General features: G+C 43.8%; 20 protein-coding genes. 11 read left to right on the top strand and 9 right to left on the bottom strand.

Annotation, left to right across the window (positions count from 1 at the left end; translation table 11 throughout):
• The first annotated feature begins 139 nt into the window (after window positions 1-139).
• From KNQ13_RS01835 to KNQ13_RS01805, 7 genes are all read left to right on the top strand, one after another.
• On the top strand, window positions 140-517 hold the full coding sequence (locus KNQ13_RS01835) for a response regulator transcription factor (RefSeq protein ID WP_014969720.1): 378 nt from the start codon (window positions 140-142) through the stop codon (window positions 515-517).
• Window positions 498-3,062 (top strand): ATP-binding protein, encoded by a 2,565-nt coding sequence (locus KNQ13_RS01830; RefSeq protein ID WP_026830978.1) that lies wholly within the window; start codon window positions 498-500, stop codon window positions 3,060-3,062. The genes KNQ13_RS01835 and KNQ13_RS01830 overlap by 20 nt, the downstream gene beginning before the upstream one ends.
• Before the next feature lie 62 nt (window positions 3,063-3,124).
• A complete protein-coding gene (locus tag KNQ13_RS01825; protein WP_026830979.1) occupies window positions 3,125-3,505 on the top strand; it encodes a DUF1516 family protein in 381 nt (126 codons plus the stop codon).
• A gap of 153 nt (window positions 3,506-3,658) precedes the next feature.
• Window positions 3,659-4,657 (top strand): class I SAM-dependent methyltransferase, encoded by a 999-nt coding sequence (locus KNQ13_RS01820; protein WP_014969723.1) that lies wholly within the window; start codon window positions 3,659-3,661, stop codon window positions 4,655-4,657.
• A 106-nt stretch (window positions 4,658-4,763) separates the two neighbouring features.
• Entirely contained in the window at window positions 4,764-6,254 is a 1,491-nt protein-coding gene (locus KNQ13_RS01815; protein ID WP_026830980.1) for a phytoene desaturase family protein, read from the top strand.
• Window positions 6,251-7,723, top strand: a complete 1,473-nt coding sequence (locus KNQ13_RS01810; RefSeq protein ID WP_026830981.1) for a phytoene desaturase family protein — start codon at window positions 6,251-6,253, stop codon at window positions 7,721-7,723. The genes KNQ13_RS01815 and KNQ13_RS01810 overlap by 4 nt, the downstream gene beginning before the upstream one ends.
• Entirely contained in the window at window positions 7,689-8,516 is an 828-nt protein-coding gene (locus KNQ13_RS01805; protein ID WP_026831250.1) for a phytoene/squalene synthase family protein, read from the top strand. The genes KNQ13_RS01810 and KNQ13_RS01805 overlap by 35 nt, the downstream gene beginning before the upstream one ends.
• A gap of 441 nt (window positions 8,517-8,957) precedes the next feature.
• Here KNQ13_RS01805 and KNQ13_RS01800 read toward each other — a convergent pair whose 3' ends face one another.
• From KNQ13_RS01800 to KNQ13_RS01770, 7 genes are all read right to left on the bottom strand, one after another.
• Entirely contained in the window at window positions 8,958-10,430 is a 1,473-nt protein-coding gene (locus KNQ13_RS01800) for a phytoene desaturase family protein (RefSeq protein WP_014969727.1), read from the bottom strand.
• A gap of 13 nt (window positions 10,431-10,443) precedes the next feature.
• Window positions 10,444-11,520, bottom strand: coding sequence for a glycosyltransferase family 2 protein (locus KNQ13_RS01795; protein ID WP_026830982.1), 1,077 nt, complete (start codon window positions 11,518-11,520; stop codon window positions 10,444-10,446).
• Entirely contained in the window at window positions 11,517-12,215 is a 699-nt protein-coding gene (locus KNQ13_RS01790; RefSeq protein ID WP_034774526.1) for a lysophospholipid acyltransferase family protein, read from the bottom strand. Before KNQ13_RS01790 ends, KNQ13_RS01795 begins: the two co-directional genes overlap by 4 nt.
• The gene (locus tag KNQ13_RS01785; protein ID WP_026830984.1) at window positions 12,184-12,939 is read right to left on the bottom strand and encodes a carotenoid biosynthesis protein; all 756 of its coding nucleotides are present in this window, start codon (window positions 12,937-12,939) and stop codon (window positions 12,184-12,186) included. Before KNQ13_RS01785 ends, KNQ13_RS01790 begins: the two co-directional genes overlap by 32 nt.
• 121 nt (window positions 12,940-13,060) lie before the next feature.
• Entirely contained in the window at window positions 13,061-13,807 is a 747-nt protein-coding gene (pssA, locus tag KNQ13_RS01780) for a CDP-diacylglycerol--serine O-phosphatidyltransferase (RefSeq protein WP_201723121.1), read from the bottom strand.
• A 21-nt stretch (window positions 13,808-13,828) separates the two neighbouring features.
• Window positions 13,829-14,296, bottom strand: a complete 468-nt coding sequence (gene ybaK / locus KNQ13_RS01775) for a Cys-tRNA(Pro) deacylase (protein ID WP_026830986.1) — start codon at window positions 14,294-14,296, stop codon at window positions 13,829-13,831.
• Window positions 14,256-15,638, bottom strand: coding sequence for an MATE family efflux transporter (locus KNQ13_RS01770; RefSeq protein ID WP_026830987.1), 1,383 nt, complete (start codon window positions 15,636-15,638; stop codon window positions 14,256-14,258). Before KNQ13_RS01770 ends, ybaK begins: the two co-directional genes overlap by 41 nt.
• 197 nt (window positions 15,639-15,835) lie before the next feature.
• On the opposite strand from KNQ13_RS01770, the gene KNQ13_RS01765 reads away from it, so the two are divergent.
• On the top strand, window positions 15,836-16,609 hold the full coding sequence (locus KNQ13_RS01765) for an enoyl-CoA hydratase/isomerase family protein (RefSeq protein WP_026830988.1): 774 nt from the start codon (window positions 15,836-15,838) through the stop codon (window positions 16,607-16,609).
• A 78-nt stretch (window positions 16,610-16,687) separates the two neighbouring features.
• Here KNQ13_RS01765 and KNQ13_RS01760 read toward each other — a convergent pair whose 3' ends face one another.
• Together KNQ13_RS01760 and KNQ13_RS01755 are read right to left on the bottom strand one after the other, a co-directional pair.
• Window positions 16,688-17,839 carry a cation:proton antiporter gene (locus tag KNQ13_RS01760; protein WP_026830989.1) on the bottom strand — a complete coding sequence of 384 codons (1,152 nt, stop codon included), beginning with the start codon at window positions 17,837-17,839 and terminating at the stop codon, window positions 16,688-16,690.
• A gap of 119 nt (window positions 17,840-17,958) precedes the next feature.
• Window positions 17,959-19,746, bottom strand: coding sequence for a glycoside hydrolase family 13 protein (locus KNQ13_RS01755; protein WP_026830990.1), 1,788 nt, complete (start codon window positions 19,744-19,746; stop codon window positions 17,959-17,961).
• Window positions 19,747-20,203: 457 nt separating this feature from the next.
• Here KNQ13_RS01755 and KNQ13_RS01750 point away from each other — a divergent pair, with 457 nt between their 5' ends.
• From KNQ13_RS01750 to KNQ13_RS01740, 3 genes are all read left to right on the top strand, one after another.
• A complete protein-coding gene (locus KNQ13_RS01750) occupies window positions 20,204-21,463 on the top strand; it encodes an extracellular solute-binding protein (RefSeq protein WP_026830991.1) in 1,260 nt (419 codons plus the stop codon).
• Window positions 21,464-21,578: 115 nt separating this feature from the next.
• Entirely contained in the window at window positions 21,579-22,931 is a 1,353-nt protein-coding gene (locus KNQ13_RS01745) for a carbohydrate ABC transporter permease (RefSeq protein ID WP_026830992.1), read from the top strand.
• Window positions 22,931-23,764: a sugar ABC transporter permease gene (locus tag KNQ13_RS01740; RefSeq protein WP_012369657.1), complete on the top strand. Its 834-nt coding sequence runs from the start codon at window positions 22,931-22,933 to the stop codon at window positions 23,762-23,764. Before KNQ13_RS01745 ends, KNQ13_RS01740 begins: the two co-directional genes overlap by 1 nt.
• Window positions 23,765-23,776: the final 12 nt, after the last annotated feature.

Genomic DNA, 23,776 nt, shown 5'->3' with positions numbered 1-23,776 from the left:
GTCTAACGAATCGTTTCTGTCACTTATCCAGTGATCGGAGCTAGTTCGTTAGACGATTTTCATTTCTAAATATGAAAGAACTGTGTAAAATGAGAAGGTATGCAAAAAGATCAGTGATATTAATTAGGAGGGTTTATAGATGGCACGTATATTATTAGCAGAAGACGAAGATGTGTTACGTATGCTGGTATTAGATACATTGGAAGATGAAGGATACACAATCGATGAAGCGACGGATGGGGACGAAGCCTATCAGAAAATCATGAGTCAGCATTATGACTTGGTTTTACTGGATTACATGATGCCTGGCATGACAGGGATCGAAGTCATTGAAAAGGTCCGCCGTCATCCGGATAAACAACACTTGAAAATCATGATGTTAACAGCAAAAAGTCAACAATCCGACCGCGAACGGGCAGAAGAAATCGGAGCCAATTACTTCTTTTCTAAACCGTTCAGTCCGTTGGAATTAATTGATGTCGTAGGAGGAATATTGAGTGATCATCCAGTGGATTAATCGGAAAATCGGACGCCAGTTGATGGCATCCTTTTATATCGTGTTAACGACACTGATGATTTCTTCACTGATTGTTTATAATTATACCGATACGAAATTACAAGAAACACGACAAAAATTAGAAGATATCAGAGACCGGAGCGCACGTGCCGGCGCGCTGTGGGAAGAATGGCAAGACTTGCAATTCAATATGCGGGGATATGCCCTCATCGGTGATCGGGAAATTTATCAGAAGATGGTAGATCAACGAGCGACGATTGATGAACAAACACGTTGGTTCGAGGAAAATGCGATTTATACACAAGGCAAAGATTATGCACGTTCCTCACGTGAACTGTATGCCTATTATTTTGAATCGATTTTGCCGTTGATTGAATCCTACGTCGAAGCAAAGGAAACAGGCACCGTAGATGAATCCTTTTTACGCGGAACGACGTTGACGTCGCTACCGCTTGGGAAAGAGTTGTTAGCAAGCGGACGAATTAAGCTAGACGGTGCTGGAAACATCGATGTCTTGTCTGAAATCAATAAAAGTGAGCTGGCGCTTGGTGGTTACCGAGAGTTTTTGGAAGAGTGGTCAGAAACGACGAGTGGTCAACTCGAACGAGAAATTCAGACGACACAATTGATCTGGTTATCGAATATCGTCGTTCTAGTCGGTGTCTTAATCTTCTTGATCTATCCGTTTATTCGACGCATTACGGCGGAACTGCTATCGCTCGTTAAAAATAGTGAACGTCTTGCGAGTGGAGAAGATGTCTCGCGCGTGAAAATACCGGATCGTACAGATGAGATTGGTATTTTGGCAGTATCGTTTAACCAGATGGCGAGTTCAATTTCAGATAACAAACAGCATTTGTTAGCAAAAAATGAAGAATTACAGGCGCAACAAGAAGAGTTACAGGCACAACAAGAAGAATTGCAGGCCCAGCAGCAAGAACTTGAGGAAGCGTTGGAACTGACGATGCGAAATGAACAACATCTCCAATATCGAAATGATTTGACGGAAACACTGGCAGCGCGAGAAGCATTGACGGCTTATCCAGAAATCATCGAGAAATTGGTCACAATCACTGATTCTGAAATTGGAGCGCTTGTATTCGTCGATGAAGGCGCCGCCTATTCAATCGTGACACATGGCATGACGGAAGAATTATCCGAACAGTTATTAGGTGGCGATTTTTCTTTATTAAAACGAGCAGAATCACTAAAAAAAGCGGTTCATTCGTCGAAACAAGTTGCGAGTGACCATCCGTTACCATATCCATACTACATGTATGAGACGGCTGTGCCGATTCTTGATCCGGCGTCGGAAGAAATCATTGCCTTCATCTATCTTGTCCGTTACCGTGATCAGTTTACGAACGAACAGATGCGTGACGTCATGTCATTTTCACGTCAATTGTCGCTTTCTTTGTTACGGATGCGGTTATTTGATGAAATGAATCGGGAAAAAACCAAAACGGAGCGAATCCTCGATTCGATTCGAGAAGCAGTCATCTATATCGAACCGGGCAAACAGGAAGTGTTCGTGAACCGTCCCTTGTACGATTTGTTTCCAGAACTCCAACACGGAACGACGAAGACGGAAACCCTCCAAGGATGTCTGGATACGATCCGTGCTGTCGTCGATGAACCTGAAACCTTCTCGCGTTATGTGGAAGGGGTCTTACAAGGAGAAGTTCCGAAAAATAGCCTTCAGTTTTCGATTCGCCAGCAAGTCGTATTCATTCATTTTTATGTAGAACCGATTGAAATTGATGGAATGCGAAAAGGGACGATGCTTGTATTACGTGACGTGACGAAGGAAACGGAGATGGATCGACTCAAATCCGAGTTGGTCTCGACAGTGTCCCATGAATTGCGGACACCGTTATCGTCGATTTATGGTTTTACCGAATTGATGTTGAACCGGGATATCGATTTATCAAAACAAGACCGGTATTTAAAGACGATTCATTCGGAAACGGAACGATTGGCGAATCTTGTCAATGACTTTCTAGATGTACAACGGATGGAATCAGGAACCCAGTCCTATCAAAAGAGACCGCTTGATTTACGTCCTTTATTGGAGGAAACGACCCAATTCTATGCGGCCTCAACGACGAAGCATACGATTACGTTCCGTTCATTCAATGAGACGGGTCCATGGATTGAAGCGGATGAAGAGAAGATGAAACAACTGATGAATAATTTACTGAACAATGCCGTCAAATATTCACCGTCTGGTGGGACGATCGAAGTCGTGTTAACAGCCGATCAGCACCATGTCCAATTCACCGTACGCGATGAAGGAATCGGTATTCCGAAAACGGCTCTAGCGAAGTTGTTCGAAAAATTTTATCGGGTCGATAATTCGGATAGTCGAAAAATCGGAGGAACCGGTCTCGGACTTGCCATTTGTAAAGAAATCGTCGAAGGACATGATGGGGAAATATTAGTGGATTCGGTCGAACGGAAAGGTAGTCTCTTTACCGTAAAATTACCACAAATGGTCACTTCTCATTCCGCCGTTTCGGAAATGATTGATATGTCAGGAAAATAACACTAGGTCTCATGCTGAAAATCAGCTACGATAAATAAGGAATGATAAAAGGGGGAACAAAAATGCCGATTACTGCATTTGTATACACACACGTCTTATTATGGGTTTTATTGTTGGTCACATTTTTTGTTGCGTTTTCGATGTATAAGAATGGTAAGAGTGCTGCTAAGGGCGTACACATGGCGTTTCGTTTGTTATTGCTGTTGACGTTCGCAACAGGTCTTTACCTGTACATCAAGATCATGGGAATGTCTGCTAATCCAGATGGCTTGTACCATGCAAAGATTACAGCAGGAATTCTTGTTTTGATCTTTGGTGAGTTGACACTCGTTCGTCTGAAAAAAGGCAAAGCCTATTCTGGTTTCTTGCTTGGGTTTGCTGTCCTCGTTCTTGTGACGATTTTCCTTGGGTATTCGTTGCCATACGGTATGCAATTCTTTTAAACGATACTGGGCTGTTGAATGAAGAGGTACGGATCGTTCGATTGACTGAAATACACGTTTTGTCCATTTGCGACGAAACGTGTATTTTTTTTGGTTACAATTTGTTGTTATTTGGGAAAAGGGATATATTACGCAGTCGAGAGGGGAACGCTTGTGGCACAGTTGAAAGAATGGACAAAAGTTTTCCGGGCAAGAAAATGGATGAAACGGGCAGAGCCAGTCTTACCGTTATGGCACGGGTATATTGGATACAAGTATGGTTTGTTTGACGTCCTAGGGTCAGGTGCAACGCAAGCGGAAGCACAAATCCGATTAAAACAACCGCTGACGACAGAAGCCTTGTCGCGTTGGTTTGAAGTCGGTCTAGCCGTCGGACACTTAAAAAAGAAAGATCTTCGTTACACGGCGACACGCCATGTCTTACCGGAGTTATCGAAATCAGATGATCGAAGTATCGGTTTTATGTTATCCGAGTTAATGGAATTGCATCTGCCTGCACTATTTTCCTATCCACAGTTTTTAGAAGACGGTCAACAAAAGACATTTAATGGTGAAGAACACGGGGATATCGTTGCTGAAACGTCTGCTTTAGTGGAGACCGTTGCCTTTCCTGCTGTGCGACACATTATCCGTAGTCAAAATGTGACGTCCTTGCTTGACATCGGTTGTGCCTATGGAGGGTACTTACGTAAAATACATGAAGCATTACCAGAGTTGCGACTAGCAGGAATCGATATCGAGGAATCTGTCATTGCGGAAGCAAAACGGCGAGATACGACAGGTGAAATTGATTTTGTGGTCGGGGATATCAAAAGTTTTGAAGTGAAAGAAACATATGATGGTGTGATGATGAATAACATTCTGTATTACTTCCCAAAAGAAGAACGACTTCGTCTTCTAGAAGGCGTTCGGCGTTTCGTCAAAGATGCGGGAACGGTCATCCTCGTCACGCCACTGCGGGACAGCGAGTATGGGGCTCCTTTCTCTGCTGCGTTTAACGCGTTCATGACGCTACATGACAATCTTTATCCGTTACCAGGCAAACAAGAATTGACGGAACAACTACATGCTGCCGGTTTCGAAAATGTATCGATTTCACCATTTTTGAAAGAAGGAGCTTGGTATATCGTGACTGCAAACGCCACTTCCTAAAGGAAGCTTGGCGTTTTTACAGTTTTAGGACAGTTCAAATTTGTGGGGAGTAGTATGTGATTAGTATAATAGTTAAAACAAGTAGAGAGAAAAAGGAGAGATTCGTGTGAAGCAGCGTGTAGCCGTTATTGGAGCAGGACCCGGAGGACTCGCGTGTGCGATGTTGCTTGCGGGCAGAGGAGTAGACGTGACCGTGTACGAAAAACAACCGATTGTTGGTGGACGGACATCTCGTGTACAAGTAGGTGACTATCAATTTGATCGCGGACCCACATTTTTGAATATGCCGCATATTCTAGAAAATCTTTTTACGAGTATCGGTCTAAAACTGAGTGATTATTTAGAACTGAAGGCCCTTGATCCTATGTATACGCTATACTTTAACGGGGGCAACGATCATTTCACGATGACGACGGACCGTGACCGGATGAAACAGACGATTGAACATCACTTTCCTGGAAATGGGGAAGGCTATGATCGTTTCATGGCAGAACAGGCATTGAAGCTTGCCAAAATGATGCCGATTTTACAGACGAAACACGATAAACTAACGGATTATCTGTCGCCACGTGTCATCACGGCACTGCCACGTCTCTCGTTAGGACGTTCCCTATATGATGTTCTCTCTGACTATTTTACGAGTGAAGAATTAAAATATGCCTTTACGTTTCAAGCCAAATATTTAGGGATGTCAGCATGGGAATGCCCAGGCGGTTTTTCGATTTTATCTTACATGGAGCATGCTTACGGTGTCCATCATCCGATTGGAGGAATGAATCAGATTCCGGAAGCGATGAAACGGGCAATCGAAGAATTAGGTGGAACGGTCCATCTCGATACAGGAATCAGCCAGCTGATTTTAGACGGAAAAACAGCGACGGGCGTAATACTTGAGTCGGGCGAACATGTTTTATACGATGACGTCGTCGTCGGTGCAGACTTTGCACATGCGATGAACCATCTTGTTCCGGAAGGTGTCCTGAAAAAATGGTCACGTCCGAAAATTGATCGAAAAAAATTCTCGTGTTCGACGTTCATGTTGTACTTAGGTGTCAATCAAACATTTGATGCCCCGCACCATACGATTTATTTTGCTGATGATTACGAAAAGAATGTTCGTGAGATGACACAGACATTAGAATTATCGGAAGATTTTTCATTTTATGTCCAAAACCCTTCTGTGATCGATTCGACATTGGCTCCGGAAGGAAAATCGGCCCTTTACGTGTTAGTTCCGGTTCCAAACAACTATTCAGAACTTGATTGGGCGATTGAAGGACCGAAATTACGTCGCCGCGTCCTTGATGCGCTAGAAGACCGTTCTCCGTACAAAGGGGTCGAAGCGGCAATCGAGGTCGAAGAAATGTTTACACCGGATGACTGGGAAGCAATGGGAGTCCATCAAGGTGCTACGTTTAACCTGGGACATCAACTGACACAAATGATGTATTTTAGACCACATAACCGCTTTGAAGAATTGGATCATGTGTATTTAGTCGGCGGCGGAACACACCCTGGAAGCGGACTTCCGACCATCTTTGAGTCGGCCCGGATTACAGCAGACTTATTGACAAGCGAAGTAGGTGTTGGAAAATGAAAATCGGATTTGTAGGAGCCGGTGTCGGAACGTTACATGCGGCGTTATTGTTAACGAAACGATACCCTGAAATCGAGATTACTATTTTTGAAAAGGAAACACGTGCGGGTGGACGACTTGCATCAGTCGATTTTGAGTCGGGTGGACGAATTGATCAAGGTCCGACAATCGTCTTGATGCCTGGAAAACTTCAGGAACAACTGAAGGAAGCAGGTCTGGAAGGTGTGGAACTAAAACGGATTGATCCGCTATATGATCTACACTTTGATGATGGGACAGTGGTCACGAAACAGGCAGATGTCGTCGATCAGGCGATTGCGATTGAACGTCAATTCGGAGAAGGCCGTGGTTTTCAAGAATTTATGAATCAAAAATCAAAGGATTATGACGTTAGCGTATCGAAATTTTTAGAACGGAGTTATTTCCGTAAACGTGAATTGTTGCACCCTAGTATGCTAGCACCACTGGTGAAGATGCATGCGATGGAGACGGCACATGATCATTTAAAACGTTTCTTTAAAAGTAAATATCTCAGAATGGCCTACAGTTTTCCAACTTTTTATATCGGTGGGAATCCGTACACGACCCCATCGATTTATGGTTTGATTCCTTACCGGGAGCAAGAAGAGGGTGTCTGGTACGTCAAAGGTGGTTATTTTTCCTTGGCGGAACGAATGTATGAGGCATTAATTGAACGAGGTGTCCAGTTCAAGTTTAATCAATCCGTCGAACGTGTAATGATTAGAGAAGGACAGGCAAAGGGGCTTATTGTCGAGGGGCAAGAATATCATTATGATAGCGTCGTATTAAATGGCGAATTTCCGCTGATGGAATATCTGGTCGAAGGGAAACAACCTAAAAAATATGTCCCGTCTGGTGGTACATTATTGTTGTACTTTAAGATACACGGAAAAGTCGATTTGCCAGTGCATCGTTTTTTGATGCCAAGTGACTTAAAACCCTTGATGACATCGATTTTTCAGAAAGATGAGTTGCCAGAACATCCGGCTGTCTATCTGTTTAATCCAAGTAAGGTAGATGATTCGTTAACTGAAGCGGATGACAGCGTTGTGTATGCGTTAGTTCCTTCGCCACGTGGATATGATCAGGAAAAATATGAAGCACATGGATTCATCGATCAAGTTTTAGCAAAAATCGAACAGCATCTTCCTGGTTTCCAAAGTCAAATTGCAGAAATGAAGATCCGCACACCTCAAGATGCACAAGATTTTGGATTGTATGAAGGGGGCAGTTTTGGAATCGCTCCGACGATTCGCCAATCAGCTGCTCTAAAAACCCAAGCAAAACCGTATGCTGATATTGAACGGTTGTATGCAGTAGGCGCATCTGTCCATCCGTGTGGAGGCGTTCCGATCGTCATGATGGGAGCGACATTACTTGTCAATCGAATGGAACAAGAGATGAGGTGGAAAAATGGATACAGTGACGAACGCATACGTAGTATGTGAACAGACGATTCAAAATGGGTCAAAAACCTTTTATAAAGCCTTTTCCCTATTACCGAAACAAGATCGGATGGCCGTCTATGCGATTTATACGTTTTGTCGGTTTCTTGACGATACGGTGGACGAGTCAGCGACGCCAAAAGAAAGCTTAGCCGAATTCTTGGAGGAATTTCGTCAGTTCCGATCGGGTCAACACATTGACAAACCACTCTGGATTGCGCTTTCTGATGTATTTACTAGATATGAGATGGATGAAACACCATTTTTGGAATTAGCAGAAGGTATGCGGTGGGATATTGAGAAAAACCGCTATCATTCTTTGGAAGAAACAGAAAAATATAGTTATTACGTCGCGAGTACGGTCGGTTTGATGTTACTCCCGATCCTTGCACCAGGACAACCTGAGTTACGAGATTCAGCAATCCAGTTGGGCATTGCGATGCAACTCACGAATATTTTGCGTGATGTCGGTGAGGATGCGAAACGAGGTCGCGTCTATCTTCCTGAAAATTGGATGGACGAATATAGTGTCACGACAAACTCCTTACTAGCAGGAACCCCATCCGGAGACTTTGCTGGTCTTTGGGAAGCATTGGCGTTCCGAGCCGAACAACTGTATGATGCAGCGACTCCGTCTTTTGAACAGTATCCGAAAGAAAGTCGTCGGGCATTAAAAGTAGCGGCTTTACTTTATCGTGGTATTCTAGATGCGGCGCGCGATAATCAATATGATGTTTTTACGAAACGTGCCTACGTCAGTCGTTGGCAAAAAATGAAATTGCTCGCAACGATTTGATGTCACTGCTTAAAAACTCCATAAAAAAAAGACCTTGGCGGGGACCAAGGTCTTTTTTTATTGAGTTTAGACCGGGGAGTCTAAACCTGATCTGTGTGTACATGATCGGATACATACTTCCAACAAGGCAGGTCAGCGATCCACGGGGATGAATCTGTTGGTGATTGAGCTGCCTGTAAACTAGTCAGGATGAGACGATCTAAGGGGGAACGTCGTAAGTCATGCCGAGTAGTTTACGGTGGTGTATCTTCTGAACAAGTGGGTCTTGAACAAGCTATCAAGACACAACAGATATGTTAAGTTCCTAAACGCTTTTGACTCGGGGAAGTCACCATGCGCTTGATTGAGGATGTGGGGTCAATCACTACCTCTTGAACTCGAAGTAATCGTATCAAATCTAAGTTGTCCGTACAAGTAATTGATATGCAATTCACATAACGTTCACAGGGTGGAAGCGACGGCGGACACGATTCGTTCGCTTGCCAGTTTTCCTGAAAGCGTCACCATTGGACTGCCACCACCGGGATGCGTCGATCCACCGGCAAAAAACAAATTGTGAACATTCTTTGAACGGTTGCTCGGACGCATGAAAGCACCACGCGTTCCGTTCGATGAAAGACCGTACAGTGAGCCGTGATATGCTGAAAATTTCTGTTCGATGTCTTGTGGTGTGATCCGTTGCTCAAACAGAACATCAGACGTAATATCGATGCCGAAGTGCTGCAGACGCTGATCAATGATCTTGTCATACGTGTCAAAATCGATGATGGGTCCTTTATGGGTAGCAGGGGCATTGACGAGCACAAACAAATTATCACCGGCAATCCCCATTTCCGGTGCAGTGACCGAAGAGTTGGAAATATAAATCGTTGGTTCCTCCGCGTAACGGTGTTGATCAAACAGTGCCTTGAACTCCGCTTCATAATCGGAAGAGAAAAAGACATTATGATGTGCCAATCCCTCGATGCGACGTGAAAGTCCGATACAGCGGACATACGCAGAAATCGATGGTTCCATCTGGGAGGGGGTTGGATTTTTAAAGTCCGGTCGGATCGTTTCTGAAATCAAGCGAGGATATTGCGTCAGGAGATCCCCGTTTAAGACGATGAAATCAACGGACAGATAATCGATATGATTTAGTTCGATTTCTGTTGCCAGCTGGTTCGTGACTTCGATTTGTGTCACTTCTTCTCCTAATCGGAAGACGACACCAAGTTCGCGTGCACGACGGGCAAATCCTTCGGCAATCGCAGTGTTTCCTCCGTGCGTGAAGTAGACACCGTCATTGAGTTCAAGATGAGCAATCAAACCAAATGTTGCCGGTGCCTGAAACGGACTACTGCCAATATAAGTCGCATAGCGATCAAGTGCTTGGATCAGCTGGGGATCCTTAAAATATTTTTTGTGTAGCCCATGTAAGGTCTTTAACGGGTGTACTTTCGTCATATCGCGTAACAAAGAAAAATTGAAATAAGAATCGATATTAACGAAAAATTGTTGTTTAGCAATCTGGAAAAGGTGTGCGACTTCTTCTTGATAACCCGTGATATCGTTTTTAGCGAGCTGCCCGTTCGTGAAGCGGTCGACTTCGGTTCGCATAGCTTCGCGTCCAGTCGCAAACGTCAAGGTCCGACCATCTGGAAAATGGTTGACGGTATGACGTGCCAATTTTTCAAATGTAAAATAATCATCAGGGTCTGCACCCGACTCTAAGATGACAGATTGAAAAATTTCAGGCATCGTGATGGTGTTTGGACCAAAGTCAAAACGATGACCGTCCGCGGTAATGGGCATCATCTTTCCACCAATATGTTCGTTGCGTTCGATGACAGTGACCTTAAATCCTTTTGAAGCGAGGGAAATCGCGGCACTTAAGCCACCTAACCCCGCACCAATGACTGCAATATGTTTCATACGTAACGCCTCCTTAAGAATATGTCCGACCTTTCCAACTGATTTCCCTTTTCTTGAGTCTTCGAATCATTGCCGTTGCGAGCAGTACTACATAAAGGACCGTCGCCACCGGATGCCAAAACCAGGCATGAGAAATTTGAGCATTTCGGTCAATCCGGTAACGGGCTAACAAGAGGAAGAATAATGCGCCAATCGTGAAGAACGATGGGAACAAGATGGCCAGTGGTAAGATGGTGGCCTGTGCGAGATAAAATAGAAGAAAATAGCTGCCGATCAAGTACGAATCATTCATCCCCCGAAAGACATTTTTCAGAAAACCTTGCCAGACATCAGGATTGGTCGCATACATATCACAGCTGACGTATGGAGCAACATGAACGAGGGTCGTCGTGAATCCGTTTCGTTTGAAGGTCCGACACAGTTCTAAATCATCGACGAGCGCCATTTGAATGGATTGATGACCACCAACTTGTTCATAGGCTTGACGTTCCACTAAGACGACCATCCCGTTTGCAGCGGCAAACGCAGGATGTTTGACTTTCCGGAAGGGGATGGGAAGATGTTGCGCAATTAACACATGTTGCATTGGAATCAGACATTTCCCTAAAAAAGTCGGAACAGGAAACGAAGGAAAACCGGATAAAAAGACAGCTCGTTCTTGTTTCATCGTCGCATACAGTTTAGGGATCGTCTCTTTTGTCAACGTGATGTCGGCATCTAAAAACAACAGATACTCTTCTTTTGACGCCAAAGCGAGTTGGTGGCAGGCATGGACTTTTCCGGCCCAACCAGTCGGTAAGTCAATCCCGTCAATCATCGTGAAACGGTCATCTGCGCCGATCTGCTCGAGCAACAAATCGCGTGTCCGGTCGGTCGAACGGTCTTCATATAAATACACATGTACATTAGCGTGGAGTGCTTGTTTCAGTGATGTCATTAATTTTTCGACATTTCGTTCTTCGTTTCGAAGTGGAATGCAGACCGCAAGACTTGGAGGTGCAACGGGTCCTGTTAGCTTTGGTAAAAATGCTAGATTGAGGAACGTGTAAAGACAGACTAAAACAGAAAAGATAAAAATACCTATAATCATTTTCGGATGGCCTGTAACCACTGTTCTGTTTTGACGGGCAGTGGATCCTTTCGTTCAGTTAAAAGTTGATACGCGGTTGTCTGTCCTTCAATCGCATCAGAGCGGACATCGTCATAGAGCGAAGTCATCGCATCCGTTAAGTATTGCATTTGGACGGATGAACGATCGTTAGGCAATTGAATCTTTCGCGTTCGAATGTAAACATCCGGTTGTTGCTCATGCCCAAACGAATAATAAAATGAAAACAAGGAAATCGACGGAGCACTTTTTGCTAAATGGGTCGCTCCACTGCTCAACTTGAGTGGCCGTTCTTCTTGATGTCGTTCTTCACCTTGTGGAAACATCCAGACGCTACTGCCGTTGGCCAGTTGATCCTTCGCATATTGAAGGCTTTGTTTAATTTCTTTATATGAGCTGCGATCGATTGAAAATCCACCGAGCCGTGTGAAAAAAGGAAACCGTGCGAGTCCTTGTTGGTCGATCATGACGTAAGGGTCATGATGAAGAGTTGTCTGATCGAGGTGGAACAAAATCATTCCATCCCACCACGAACCATGAGTCGCAAGCATTAGTCCCGGTGTCGGCAAATCATCCGCCCGGTATAAGATACGATGAAATTGTTTTCGAATCAAACGTTGTTTGACATAGAGATGAAAAGTGTACTCAGCTAATTTGTTTTTGTTTGCTTTTTGCAAAAAGAATACCTCCTCGTGTGAGCCAATACGTGAGACCGGCGAGGAGACTAATCATCGTGACGCCGTAAAGTCCCGCAACACCTGCCGTCAAACCGAACAATGCATGGAGCATTAAGAATAGATACTGATTGTTTCGTTCCAGTTCCGCGAGGGTGACTTTTTGTTCGAACCGAGCAAGCAGTAGTGAGAAGAACAGGGCCGTCCCGTACCAACCAAAGAAGTTTTGGGTCGGGATATCGTAATACAAACCACCGTCTTGCCAAAGCCAATACGATTTGACGTTTGCAGCAACGGGGTCGATCGCTAAATCCAACCAGACTGCAAACAGCGGGACTAAGATCACTGTGTTATAACGAAACGGAAACCGACGTGAGAAGGCAAGGCTAGCTCCCATGACAGATAACCAGGCGGCGCCGATCGTGATGGGTACACCAAGCAGTTGAACACCAAAGTCCGCTTCATAAGCATATGTACCAAACGGCCAACCGGTGTGTACACCAATGGACTCGATCCCGATTGACCCAAAAAAGATGACTGGAATGATGAAGCGACCTTTTGGGAGGACGTCCCATAAGTAAAGGGCGGCATACAAACCAGAGGCGAATAAAAAGACCGCATTTGCCCATTCAAGCCAAGGAGGAAGTAACGAAAAACCAACTAAAATCAAACCGATGACAAACCAAATCGTAAAAAATAACCAGAGACGTTTTTGAAAAACATTCATAGTGTCTGTCCTCCATATCCAAGTATTCTGATGTAAGTATACCTGTACAAAAGGGAAACGAGCCAGAAATGAGGTGTGATTGCAATAATCAAAAAAAAACAAACCGGGATACGGTCTGTTTTTAATCGATTTGATGATTTTTTTGTTTTTTCTTCTTGATGAAAGAAAATAGCAGGAACGCGACATAGAGAGGAACGGCGACAAACCAAAACGTCGACCACTCATTGCTTCTCGCAATCATGACATAAGTAACGTAAAGCAGCGTAAAAGTGATGACGAAGGTATGTCGTGGAACCGGAATGTCTTTAAAGCTTGGAATCTTCACACGACTGACCATGAGGAAAGCGAGTGCAGTGAACACAAGCGGAACCATCAAATCATTCATTCGTCCACTGAACAGCGTGACAACGGCCAACATGCCTCCGGCAGCGGTAATCGGTACACCGGAAAAGTAGGCAGAAGCTACGTTTGTTGCTGAAAGGTTGAAGCGTGCTAAACGAAACGCTCCAAATAAAGGGAACAAAGCTGCAATCAATAAACCGATTTCTCCAAAATCATAAAAATAAGTGTAATAAGCCATCATAGCGGGGGCGACACCAAACGTCACGACATCAGCAAGTGAATCCAATTCCTTTCCGAAGTCGCCTGCGACGCCAAGCATCCGGGCAATTCGACCGTCCAAACTATCGAGCATCATCGCAATGACAATCAGTAAGGTCGCATTTTGAAAGTCTCCTCGAGCAGCCATGACAATGGCAAGAAATCCACAGTATAAATTTCCGAATGTAAAGAGATTCGGAATCGAGTTACGTACACGTTCTTTCCACAAAATGATTCCTCCTGCCACATCTTCGATACTATCCATCATATCATAAATTTCCAGTACGTATCAGCGGTTCGTGAAGAGAATCCCATTCGTGAATGTTAGAAAATCGTCAGGAGCTAATTTAATCTGCCAGCCACGTTTACCAGCGGAAATGATCATATAGGATTGACCGACTGCCCGATCCGATAAGAGGACGGGAAATGTTTTTTTAGCACCAATCGGGGCGACACCTCCTCGGATGTACCCCGTCAGTCTCATTAAATCGTTCATAGGCACCATTTGTACTTTTTTTGTGGAAAGCGCCAGTGCTACCGCCTTCAAATCTAACTCTTCTTCTCCAGAAATGACGGCAAAAACATGTTGTTTTTGGTCTGTTTCTAAAACAAGAGTTTTAAAAATAGATGAAAGCGGGTAATTAATCTTCCTAGCCACATTTTGAGCGGATAAATCCTTTTCATCGACAGTGTAAGAAAGCAAATCAAATGGAACATCAGATTGCTTCAGAAGTCTTGCGACGTTCGTTTTGCTCATGTTGATCTCCTTTGACGACAGCATATTGTGCCCATTTCCGGCTGTTCCAACGTTTCATGGCGAAAATTCCGCGGAACCATTCATCGGCAGAGAAGGCGATCCAAATACCAAGTAGTCCAAGTCCGTACTGAAGTCCAAGTGTATAACTGAGGACAACGGCGATTCCCCACATCGAAAGGATACCGATGGCTACCGGGAAGCGGACGTCTCCGGCTGATTTCAAAGTTCCCATGAGTACGATATTCATGGCACGGCCCGGTTCGAGGATGACACTTGCCCAAAGCAATGGAATGCCGATGGCGATGATTTCAGGACTTGAAGTAAATAAAGACATAATCGATGTTCCGAATGAAGCGAGAGCTACAGCAGAAACAAAACTAGCAAACACCGCGATTTTTAATGTTTTTACAGCACGTTTGTGTGCTGCTTCAAATTGTTGTGCCCCCACTTGGCGGGCGACAAGCAATTGTGTTCCTTGTGCAATCGCTAAAGTGAATAAGAAACAAAGCATCGTAATGTTTGAGACGTAAACACGTGCAGATAGGGCGGACTCGCCAATCGTCGCAATGAACCCGGTAATGATGAGTTGAGAAAATTGGTACGAGACGCCTTCGCCAGCAGAGGGAATGCCGATATTCATGATACTTTTGATATCACGACGATTAATTTGAATTAAATCTTTTAGTTTGAAACGTAATGATAGTTTGCGGTAAACGACGAAAAACAGAAGGACGACTGCGACTGTCCGAGCGATGACGATTGACCAAGCGACACCGGCAACACCGAGTACGGGAATACCAAACAGTCCGAGGACGGCGATGACGTTACCGAAGGCACTGACAAAGTTCATCAACAACGTGACATACATAGCATTTTTCGTAAAACCATGACTTCTTAAGATGGCACCTAACGTTAAGGAGATAGCTTCTAAAAACAAGAAGAGACCAACAATCTCTAAGAAGGTTTCGCCGTAAGCTAATGTTTTTCCTTCTAATGAGAAGAAACCAAGTAATTGTTTGCCGAACAAGGCAACGAGAACAGAAATGATTAAGCCGATATATAAATTAATGGAAAAAGCAGATCGTGCAGTTTGACGAGCATCCTGGACTCTTCTAGCTCCCAGGTATTGTCCGATGATAATCGTAGCTCCAACAGACGTAATGTTAAATAAAATGATGAAAATATTGAGTACCTGATTGGAGACACCTACGGCAGCAGCTGCACTGTCCGAATAGTAACTAAGAATCAGGGTGGCGATGATTCCTAGGCTCATATGAAGCGCGATTTCAATGAATAGTGGCCAAGTAATTTGGAATAATGATTGTTGTTTAGCTGTTTTCATAAAATAAATTCCCCTTTAAGTCCTTAAAACGTATTGTCTTTCTGTATCTTTTGGAAACTATACGCCTTCAATTTTCATAATGAAAGAGTAAAAACAGTCCTTTCATAAAAAAGTAGGAGATTTAAAAGGATTTTCATAAAACATCACGAATATATCATAATGAATTGATATTCATTTTTAGGATGGAGGGGAATGGAGTGAAAAGTGAGGTCGATTATCTAGTAAAAGGGCACATCGCGACGATTACGTTGTCACGTCCTGAACGATTAAATGCGCTCACATCGACGCTTTTGACAGAATTAGCAGAATCAATCGAAGAAGCGAATCAAGATGAAAGTGTTCGGGTAATTGTTATGACGGGAAAAGGACGAGGATTTTGTGCCGGACAAGATTTAAAAACTGTCCAACCTGGCATGGATCATGGTGAGTATTTAAAGAATTATTATCATCCGGTCATTCGAGCGCTGGCAACAACAAATAAACCAACCGTTGCCGCTATCAATGGTGTCGCTGCAGGAGCAGGTCTTTCCTTGACGTTAGCGTGTGATTTTCGGCTTGTACGGGAGGATGCGAAACTATCTTTAGGATTCATCAACATTGGGTTGGTACCTGATGCGGGAGCACCTTATTTCTTACCACGATTGATTGGAAGTGCCAAAGCATTGGAACTGGCCTTATTAGGTGAGACGATTACAGCGCAGCAAGCGTATGATTATCATTTAGTGACAAAAGTCGTCGAAGCGGAACAGTTTGAAGATGAGGTAACTGCTTTTTCAGAATTTCTTTCCAATCGCCCAACAAAAGTCATCGGCTACATTAAACAATTGCAGGCGGCGAGTTCAGAATCGACGTTAGAAGACATGTTGGCTCAGGAAATCATCTATCAATCGCGTGCGGGTAAAACGGAAGACCACCAACAAGCAGTTCAAGCTTTTCTTGAGAAAAAAGCGCCGGTTTTCGTCGGGCGTTGACGAAACGGTTCTTATATAATAATTCTATCAAAAACGAGACCTTCCGACTATTTAATCGGAAGGTCTCGTTTTCAGCGCTTATTGCATCTTTTGTTTGATTTTCTTAGCGGTCGCATGTGTTCGATCGGTCAATCTACTAGAAATACGGAACAACATGATCCCAAGAAAGGCGGATACAAAAATGTACAGACCAGTCAAGGTCACAAAAGCTCCACTAGCAAGCGTAATGAATAAAATCGAAAATTCTCCACGCGGTCCTAAACAAAACCCGGATTCAATCGCATGGTAGTTAGAGAGTCCAAACGATCGTCCTCCTAGGAAACCAACAAGGAACTTCGACAAAAGTCCCCAGACGACAAGGGCAAAGAAAAACCAGTCTAATGGAAGTCCTTCCGTCATCTCAAACGACATTCCGAATGAAATAAAGAATAATGGTAAAAGCAAATCTTGAAATGGTGTTACAAGCCGTTTTAAATAGCGCGTCTCTTTGATTTCCGTCAATAAAATCCCGACGATGAATGCACCGAGGACTTCGGACAAACCAAACATGATCCCAATTCCTGAAAAGGTCAAAATTAAGCCGATGATGCCGATTCCGGCGTCTGGATGACGATAGAGAGAGTCAACGACTTTGGATTTTTGACGAATGAAGACGGTTAAAAAAATCAAAGCACTGAACAAGAATACAAAACCAAGGAAAATCGTTCCGACCTTCATGAAGGTGAATTCTTGTGTTCCGAGGACAAATGGAGCTGTTGTTAACAAAAGTGGGGCCGCCAAGTCTTCAAAGATGAGCAAAGAGAGTACGAAGCGATTCACATCTTTATGTTTATCAGGTTCACGATCGAGTAAGCGGGCTGAAATCGAAGAACTTGTCGCATACAGGACACAACCGATTAAAAATGCTTCCGGTACAGAAAAACCAAAAGCTAACGTTAAAAGGAAAGTACCACCAAAAGATAACAAAAGATCAATCAGTCCCGCTTTCCAAATGTTTCGGAACTGAATAATCAAATCGGCGACAGAAAACTTTAAACCGAGCAAAAAAAACAGAACAATGATACCCGCTTCTCCACCAAGTTTTAGTTCTTCAGGAAGATCGAAATAAAGACCAAGTACAATCCCGATTAAGATGAAGGCTAAGATGCTTGGAAGATGAAACCGTTCGCTCAGATAACTGACGGCAAACAGACCAATCAAGATGAGTCCAGTGTAAAAAATTAATTCCATGAGAGAAGAATCACCCCTTTCTTATTTTTATTTACCCTAAATTGAAAAAATAAATGAGCTTATCATACAAATGAAAAAAGACAGTCTTTTCGCAAAAAAGCGAAAAGACTGTCTTCAGATCAAATGACTTGAATAATTGTTCCGGTATACGGAGCAAGTGTCACATCCAATGAAGGAAGCGGCGTGTTCGAAAAGAGATCCATGCCTTGTCCAGCCTGAGGAGCTGGAATCGTTGCTTGGTGGTTTGAGTTGTTGAAGTAGACATAATAGGTCCCATCTTGACTCATTCGACGCATGACGATGGTATTGGTTTCATCGTCAGCGTGGACAAAGGAAATATGTCCGTGATTGGCCAGTGTCTTATGGTGGCTTCTCAAATGAAGCAAATGTTTTGTATACATCAACAGATTTAAATCCTGTTCTGCAGTATCCCAAGGCATACACTTTCGGCAACCTGGATCTTGATCGCCACCCAGTCCGATTTCGTCACCATAGTAGATGACCGGGCTTCCAGAGAACGTCAACATCGATAATAAGAGTAACCGCATTTTATTTTTATCATTGCCGGCTCGTGTCAAAGCCCGTGGCGTATCATGTGAGCCAATCAAATTAAACGTCACTTCGTTGACATTCATCGTATTCGAGAACAGGACATGCGACATATCATTGGCATAGGCAGAAGCGGTCGTCTTATCGAGAGCAAAGAAGTTTAAGGCAGCGTTCGTAAATGGATAGTTCATGACGGCATCGAATTGATCGCCGAGCAACCATTCTTGGGAGTCGTGCCAAATCTCTCCAAGAATATACGTATCGGGATTCGCTTCTTTGACGACGTTTCGGAAATCGCGCCAAAAGGCATGATCGACTTCGTTCGCGACATCTAATCGCCAACCGTCGATCCCAAATTCTTCGACCCAATAACGAGCGACATGAAGCAAGTAGGCTTTTACTTCCGGGTTTTCCGTATTGAATTTTGGCATTTCCGGGACAAACGCAAAAGTATCATAGTTGGGCATAGGTTCTGTCACCAGCGGGAAGTTACGCAGGTGGAACCAATCTCGGTAAGATGAATTGCTACCATGTTCTCGAATGTCAGCAAACGCCTTGTGGTGGAAACCAGCATGATTAAAGACGGCATCAAGCATGATTCTGATTCCTTTTTCATGGAGCAGATCCACCATTTCCTTGAACTTTTCTTTTGTTCCGAATTGAGGGTCAATCTCGAGATAATCAATCGTATCGTATTTATGGTTTGATTTGGCCTCAAAAATTGGGCAGAAATAGATTCCTGTAACGCCTAACTCTACGAGATAATCAATCTTATCAATCACACCTTGAAAATCGCCACCGAATAGATTGGTCGTCGTCGGTTCAGTACTGTTCCAAGGCAGTGTGCCGGCAGGATCATTGGCCGGGTCACCGTTCGCAAAACGATCAGGGAAAATTTGGTACCAGACCGTATCTTTGACCCAGTCAGGTGCATGAAAGACGTCCACTTTATTCAAATAAGGGACACAGAAGTAGTAGCCAGTATCATCTAAAGGTTTTTCATCAAACCAGCCACGTTCTGTGAAAACATGGCTTGACTGTCCGTCGTGTAGGCGAAAACCATAGCGGAGACGGCGAAATGGAGGAATGACATCGATGAACCAGTAATCAAACAGTTCATCAGAACCACTGCGTGTCATCGGAGTCTCGAACGTATTCCAGTAGTTAGCCTTAGACGGATCAAAATTCCAGTCAGCATCATCTGGATTTTCAGTATGCCAATCGTACGGGTCACCCCAGATCAACTCGACGTGATTGACATCATTTTTTTTAGTTTGTAATCGAATGTGAATGGTTTTTTCATCATATTTGTAGACGAATGGAGACATGGCGCGGTGGAAAACGGCTTCTTTCAGCATTGTGGTCACTCCCTAAGTGCAATCGCTTGCATTATAATGTAATAGTCCTCGACCTAAGAATAGTGAAGCGCTTTCTTAAAGTCAATTGGAATTCAAGAAAAAGATGACGGATTAAACAGAAGACGCGTATACAATGCAATCGATTGCACCTGTTTGTGCAAAAGGTCTAAATGTAAACGTTTTCTTTTTAAATCGATTTTACTAATACAGACAAACCGTTTTCGAAAAAAATTTTAAATAATCTTTTTGAAATGTAGGAAAATATTTAATAAAAAGGACTTGTCAAAAGGATTTTAGATTGTATAATAAAAATGTAAAGGTGATGCAAACGTTTTCATAAAACGCTTACAACCCCTCGGTTGTTATCACGAGAAAATGGTTGTGCCTTTATGCAAACGTTGTGCATCAGAACTTATCATTCGTACGTTAACTTGGGGAGGAATTTTCAAACATGGAAATCAAAAAATTAGTAGCAGGTCTTTCGGTATCTGTCATGGCAGTCGGTGCTCTTGCAGCATGTGGTGGTGGCACGGATTCAGGTTCTTCGGACACAAGTTCAGAAGGCGGAAAAAAACCAGCTAAAATCGTCATCTGGGAAGATACAGAAAAAGCTGAAACAACAAAAGCAGCTGCTAAAGCGTTTGAAGAAAAAGAAGGCGTCAAAGTTGAAGTCAAAGAAGTAAAAATGACGGATCAACAAAAGAAAGTCGCTCTTGACGGTCCTGCTGGAAAAGGTCCTGACATCATTCTCCTTCCACATGACCAAATCGGAACAGTTGTTGACCAAGGGTTGATCGCTGAACTCAAAGACGGCGAAAAAGCACTTGAGCCATTTATCGATACAGCGAAATCAGCAGTAACGTTTGACGGAAAAGTATACGGTTATCCAAAAGCAGTCGAAACACCAATTCTTCTTTTCAACAAAGATGAGTTAAAAGAAGCACCTGCTTCAATGGATGACTTGTACAAGATTTCAACAGATCAGAAAAAAGACGGCAAATACGGTTTCCTCGCACTTTGGGATAACTTCTACTTCGCACACGGTCCGATTGGTGGATACGGTGGATACGTCTTTAAAGATAACGGTGGAAAACTTGATCCTGCAGACATCGGCCTCAATAATGAAGGCGCAGTCGAAGGAATGGACTACATCGGCAAATGGTACAAAGAAGGTCTCTTCCCGAAAGGTTTGATCGGCGGTGGCGGTGGTCAAGCAATGGACCAATTGTTCGGCGACAAAAAAGCAGTCGCAGTCATGAACGGACCATGGGCAGTCGCAAGCTACAAAGAAAAAGGTATCAACTTAGGGGCAGCAGCTCTTCCGAAGCTTCCTAACGGCGAAGCAATCAAAACATTCGTTGGGGTAAAAACATATGCCGTTTCAGCATACTCAGAAAACGCAGAGTGGGCTGAGAAGTTCCTCGCATCACTCACTGGCGAAGAGAATGCCAAAGCGATGTTTGAGAAATACAACGAGATTCCACCAGTAACAGCACTTCAAGAAGATGCAACGATCAAAGACAACGAAGTCGCAGCAGCTGTCTTCGCACAATCTAAAGATGGTGTTCCAATGCCGAACATCGCTGAGATGGGTCAAGTTTGGGAGCCGATGGCAGCAGCACTTCAACTCGTTGCAACTGACAAACAAGATGCCCAAAAATCAGCTGATGATGCTGTCAAACAAATCAAGCAACAAATCGAAGCAAACAATCAGTAATCAACTGAATCGATGAGACAGAATTAAAGAGAGGGGGATCTTCGATTCCCCCTTATCTTTATGGTTGGAAGAGAAGCCTGAGGTCAGACATGACCTTTGGAAAGGAGAACAGACGATGGCGGCCATTGCGACACCAAAACCAACAAAGACACCAGAACCTAAAACGAATCACCGGACGATTGCGGCGGTGATATCGATCGTTCCTGGATTGGGGCAACTGTACAACAAACAATTTTTAAAAGGCGCGACTTTTTTTATCGTCGTTCTATCGTATTTTTTAGTTAACTTCGAACTGTTTTTTAAAGGAGCTGGGAACGGTCCTGGAGATCGCGGTGCGATTTGGGGATTGATTACACTCGGTGAGGTACCAGGCGTAAGGGGGGATCACTCGATCTTCTTGATGGTCGAGGGAATCATTGCATTGATTCTGCTTGTGTTTGGTATCGCCATTTACGTCTGGAACTTTATCGATGCGTATCGGATCGGTAAGCTCCGTGATATGGAATTAGAAGTACCTTCTTTGAAAATGCAGCTCCGGAACTTCCGTGATAATGGATTCCCGTATGCCATGCTGATTCCATCGTTGGTTCTCCTAGTCTTTACGGTCGTCTTACCATTGATCTTTACATTTTTGATTGCCTTTACGAACTACAAGTTCAATAACTCACCACCCGCAAAACTCGTCGACTGGATTGGAATTCAAAACTTCTTGAACATCTTTACAGTGGATATCTTCCGAGACACGTTCATCAGTGTATTAGGATGGACCTTGATTTGGACAGTCGCTTCGACAACCGGTGTCATCGCGATCGGAATCGGTCTTGCTGTCTTATTGAATCAAAAAGGCTTAAAGGGAAAACGATTCTTCCGTTCGATTTTGATTTTATCGTGGGCAGTACCAGCGTTCATCACGATTTTGATCTTCCGTTCGATGTTTAATGAAACGTTTGGTGTCTTCAATACGACATTACTTCCGGCAATCGGATTAGACGGTGGTGTCGAGTGGATGACGGATCCGACCTATACACGACTCGCTTTGATCGGTATTCAGTGGTGGCTCGGATTCCCGTACATCATGACGTTGACGACGGGTATCTTACAGTCGATTCCAGAGGATTTGTATGAAGCAGCGACGATTGACGGAGCGACTTCAGGCGAAAAATTCCGTTTGATTACGTTACCGATGATCTTGTTTGCAACAGCACCGATCTTAATCACGCAATATACATTTAACTTCAACAACTTCAACATCATCTATCTCTTTAACAACGGGGGACCGGCTGTTCCGGGTCAATCGGCTGGCGGAACGGATATCTTGATCTCCTGGATTTACAAACTGTCGCTTGGTTCGAATCCGCAATATGGATTTGCCGCAGCGATTACGCTCGTGTTGTCGTTCTTTATCATGACGATTGCCGTCATTCAGTTTAAACGTTCAAAATCATTCAAAGATGAGGATATGATCTAATGAGAAAACAAAACCGAATCAATATGGCGTTGTCATACCTCATTTTGACGATCGCCTCGATAATTATCGTGTATCCACTGCTATGGGTTGTCGGGACATCACTGAACCCGGGGAAAAGCATCACTTCTGATATCTTCCCAAGCAATCCGACATTGATCCATTACTTTGACTTATTTGATGCGACACAAACGGATTACGGCATGTGGTACTTAAACACTATCAAAATCGCTGTGATTACGATGGTTGTCTCGGTGGCATTGATTACGTTGACGGGATACATTTTTTCACGGTACCGGTTCGTCGGCCGGAAAAATTCACTGATCTTGTTCCTCGTGCTGCAAATGGTGCCACAATTCGTTGCCATCATCGCGATCTACGTCTTGTTGAACATGTTGCAGTTGTTTGATACACATTTGGCATTGATTCTCCTCTACGCAGGTGGCGCGATTCCGATGAATACGTATCTTGCAAAAGGATATTTTGATACAATACCAAAGGAACTAGATGAAGCGGCACGGATGGACGGGGCAGGACATCTTCGGATCTTCTGGCAGATCATTCTTCCACTCGCTAAACCAATGGTCGCGGTTATCGCCTTGTTTAACTTCATGGCACCATTCAACGATTTCATCTTGGCATCACTCGTTCTCCGTTCACCGGAGAAACAGACGTTAGCCGTTGGACTCTACAACATGGTTTCAGAGCAATTTGATAATAACTTCACATTGTTTGCGGCAGGTGCCGTGTTATCAGCAGTACCAATCGTTCTCCTGTTCTTCGCTTTCCAGCGCTTCTTCGTATCTGGACTGACAGCAGGTGGAACGAAAGGGTAATCAATCAAGGGG

It is taken from the genome of Exiguobacterium sp. s128 (genome assembly GCF_018618815.1).
GTDB lineage: Bacteria > Bacillota > Bacilli > Exiguobacteriales > Exiguobacteriaceae > Exiguobacterium_A > Exiguobacterium_A antarcticum.
The sequence above is the reverse complement of the archived record's forward strand: the minus strand, read 5'-3'. Positions and strand labels throughout refer to the sequence as shown.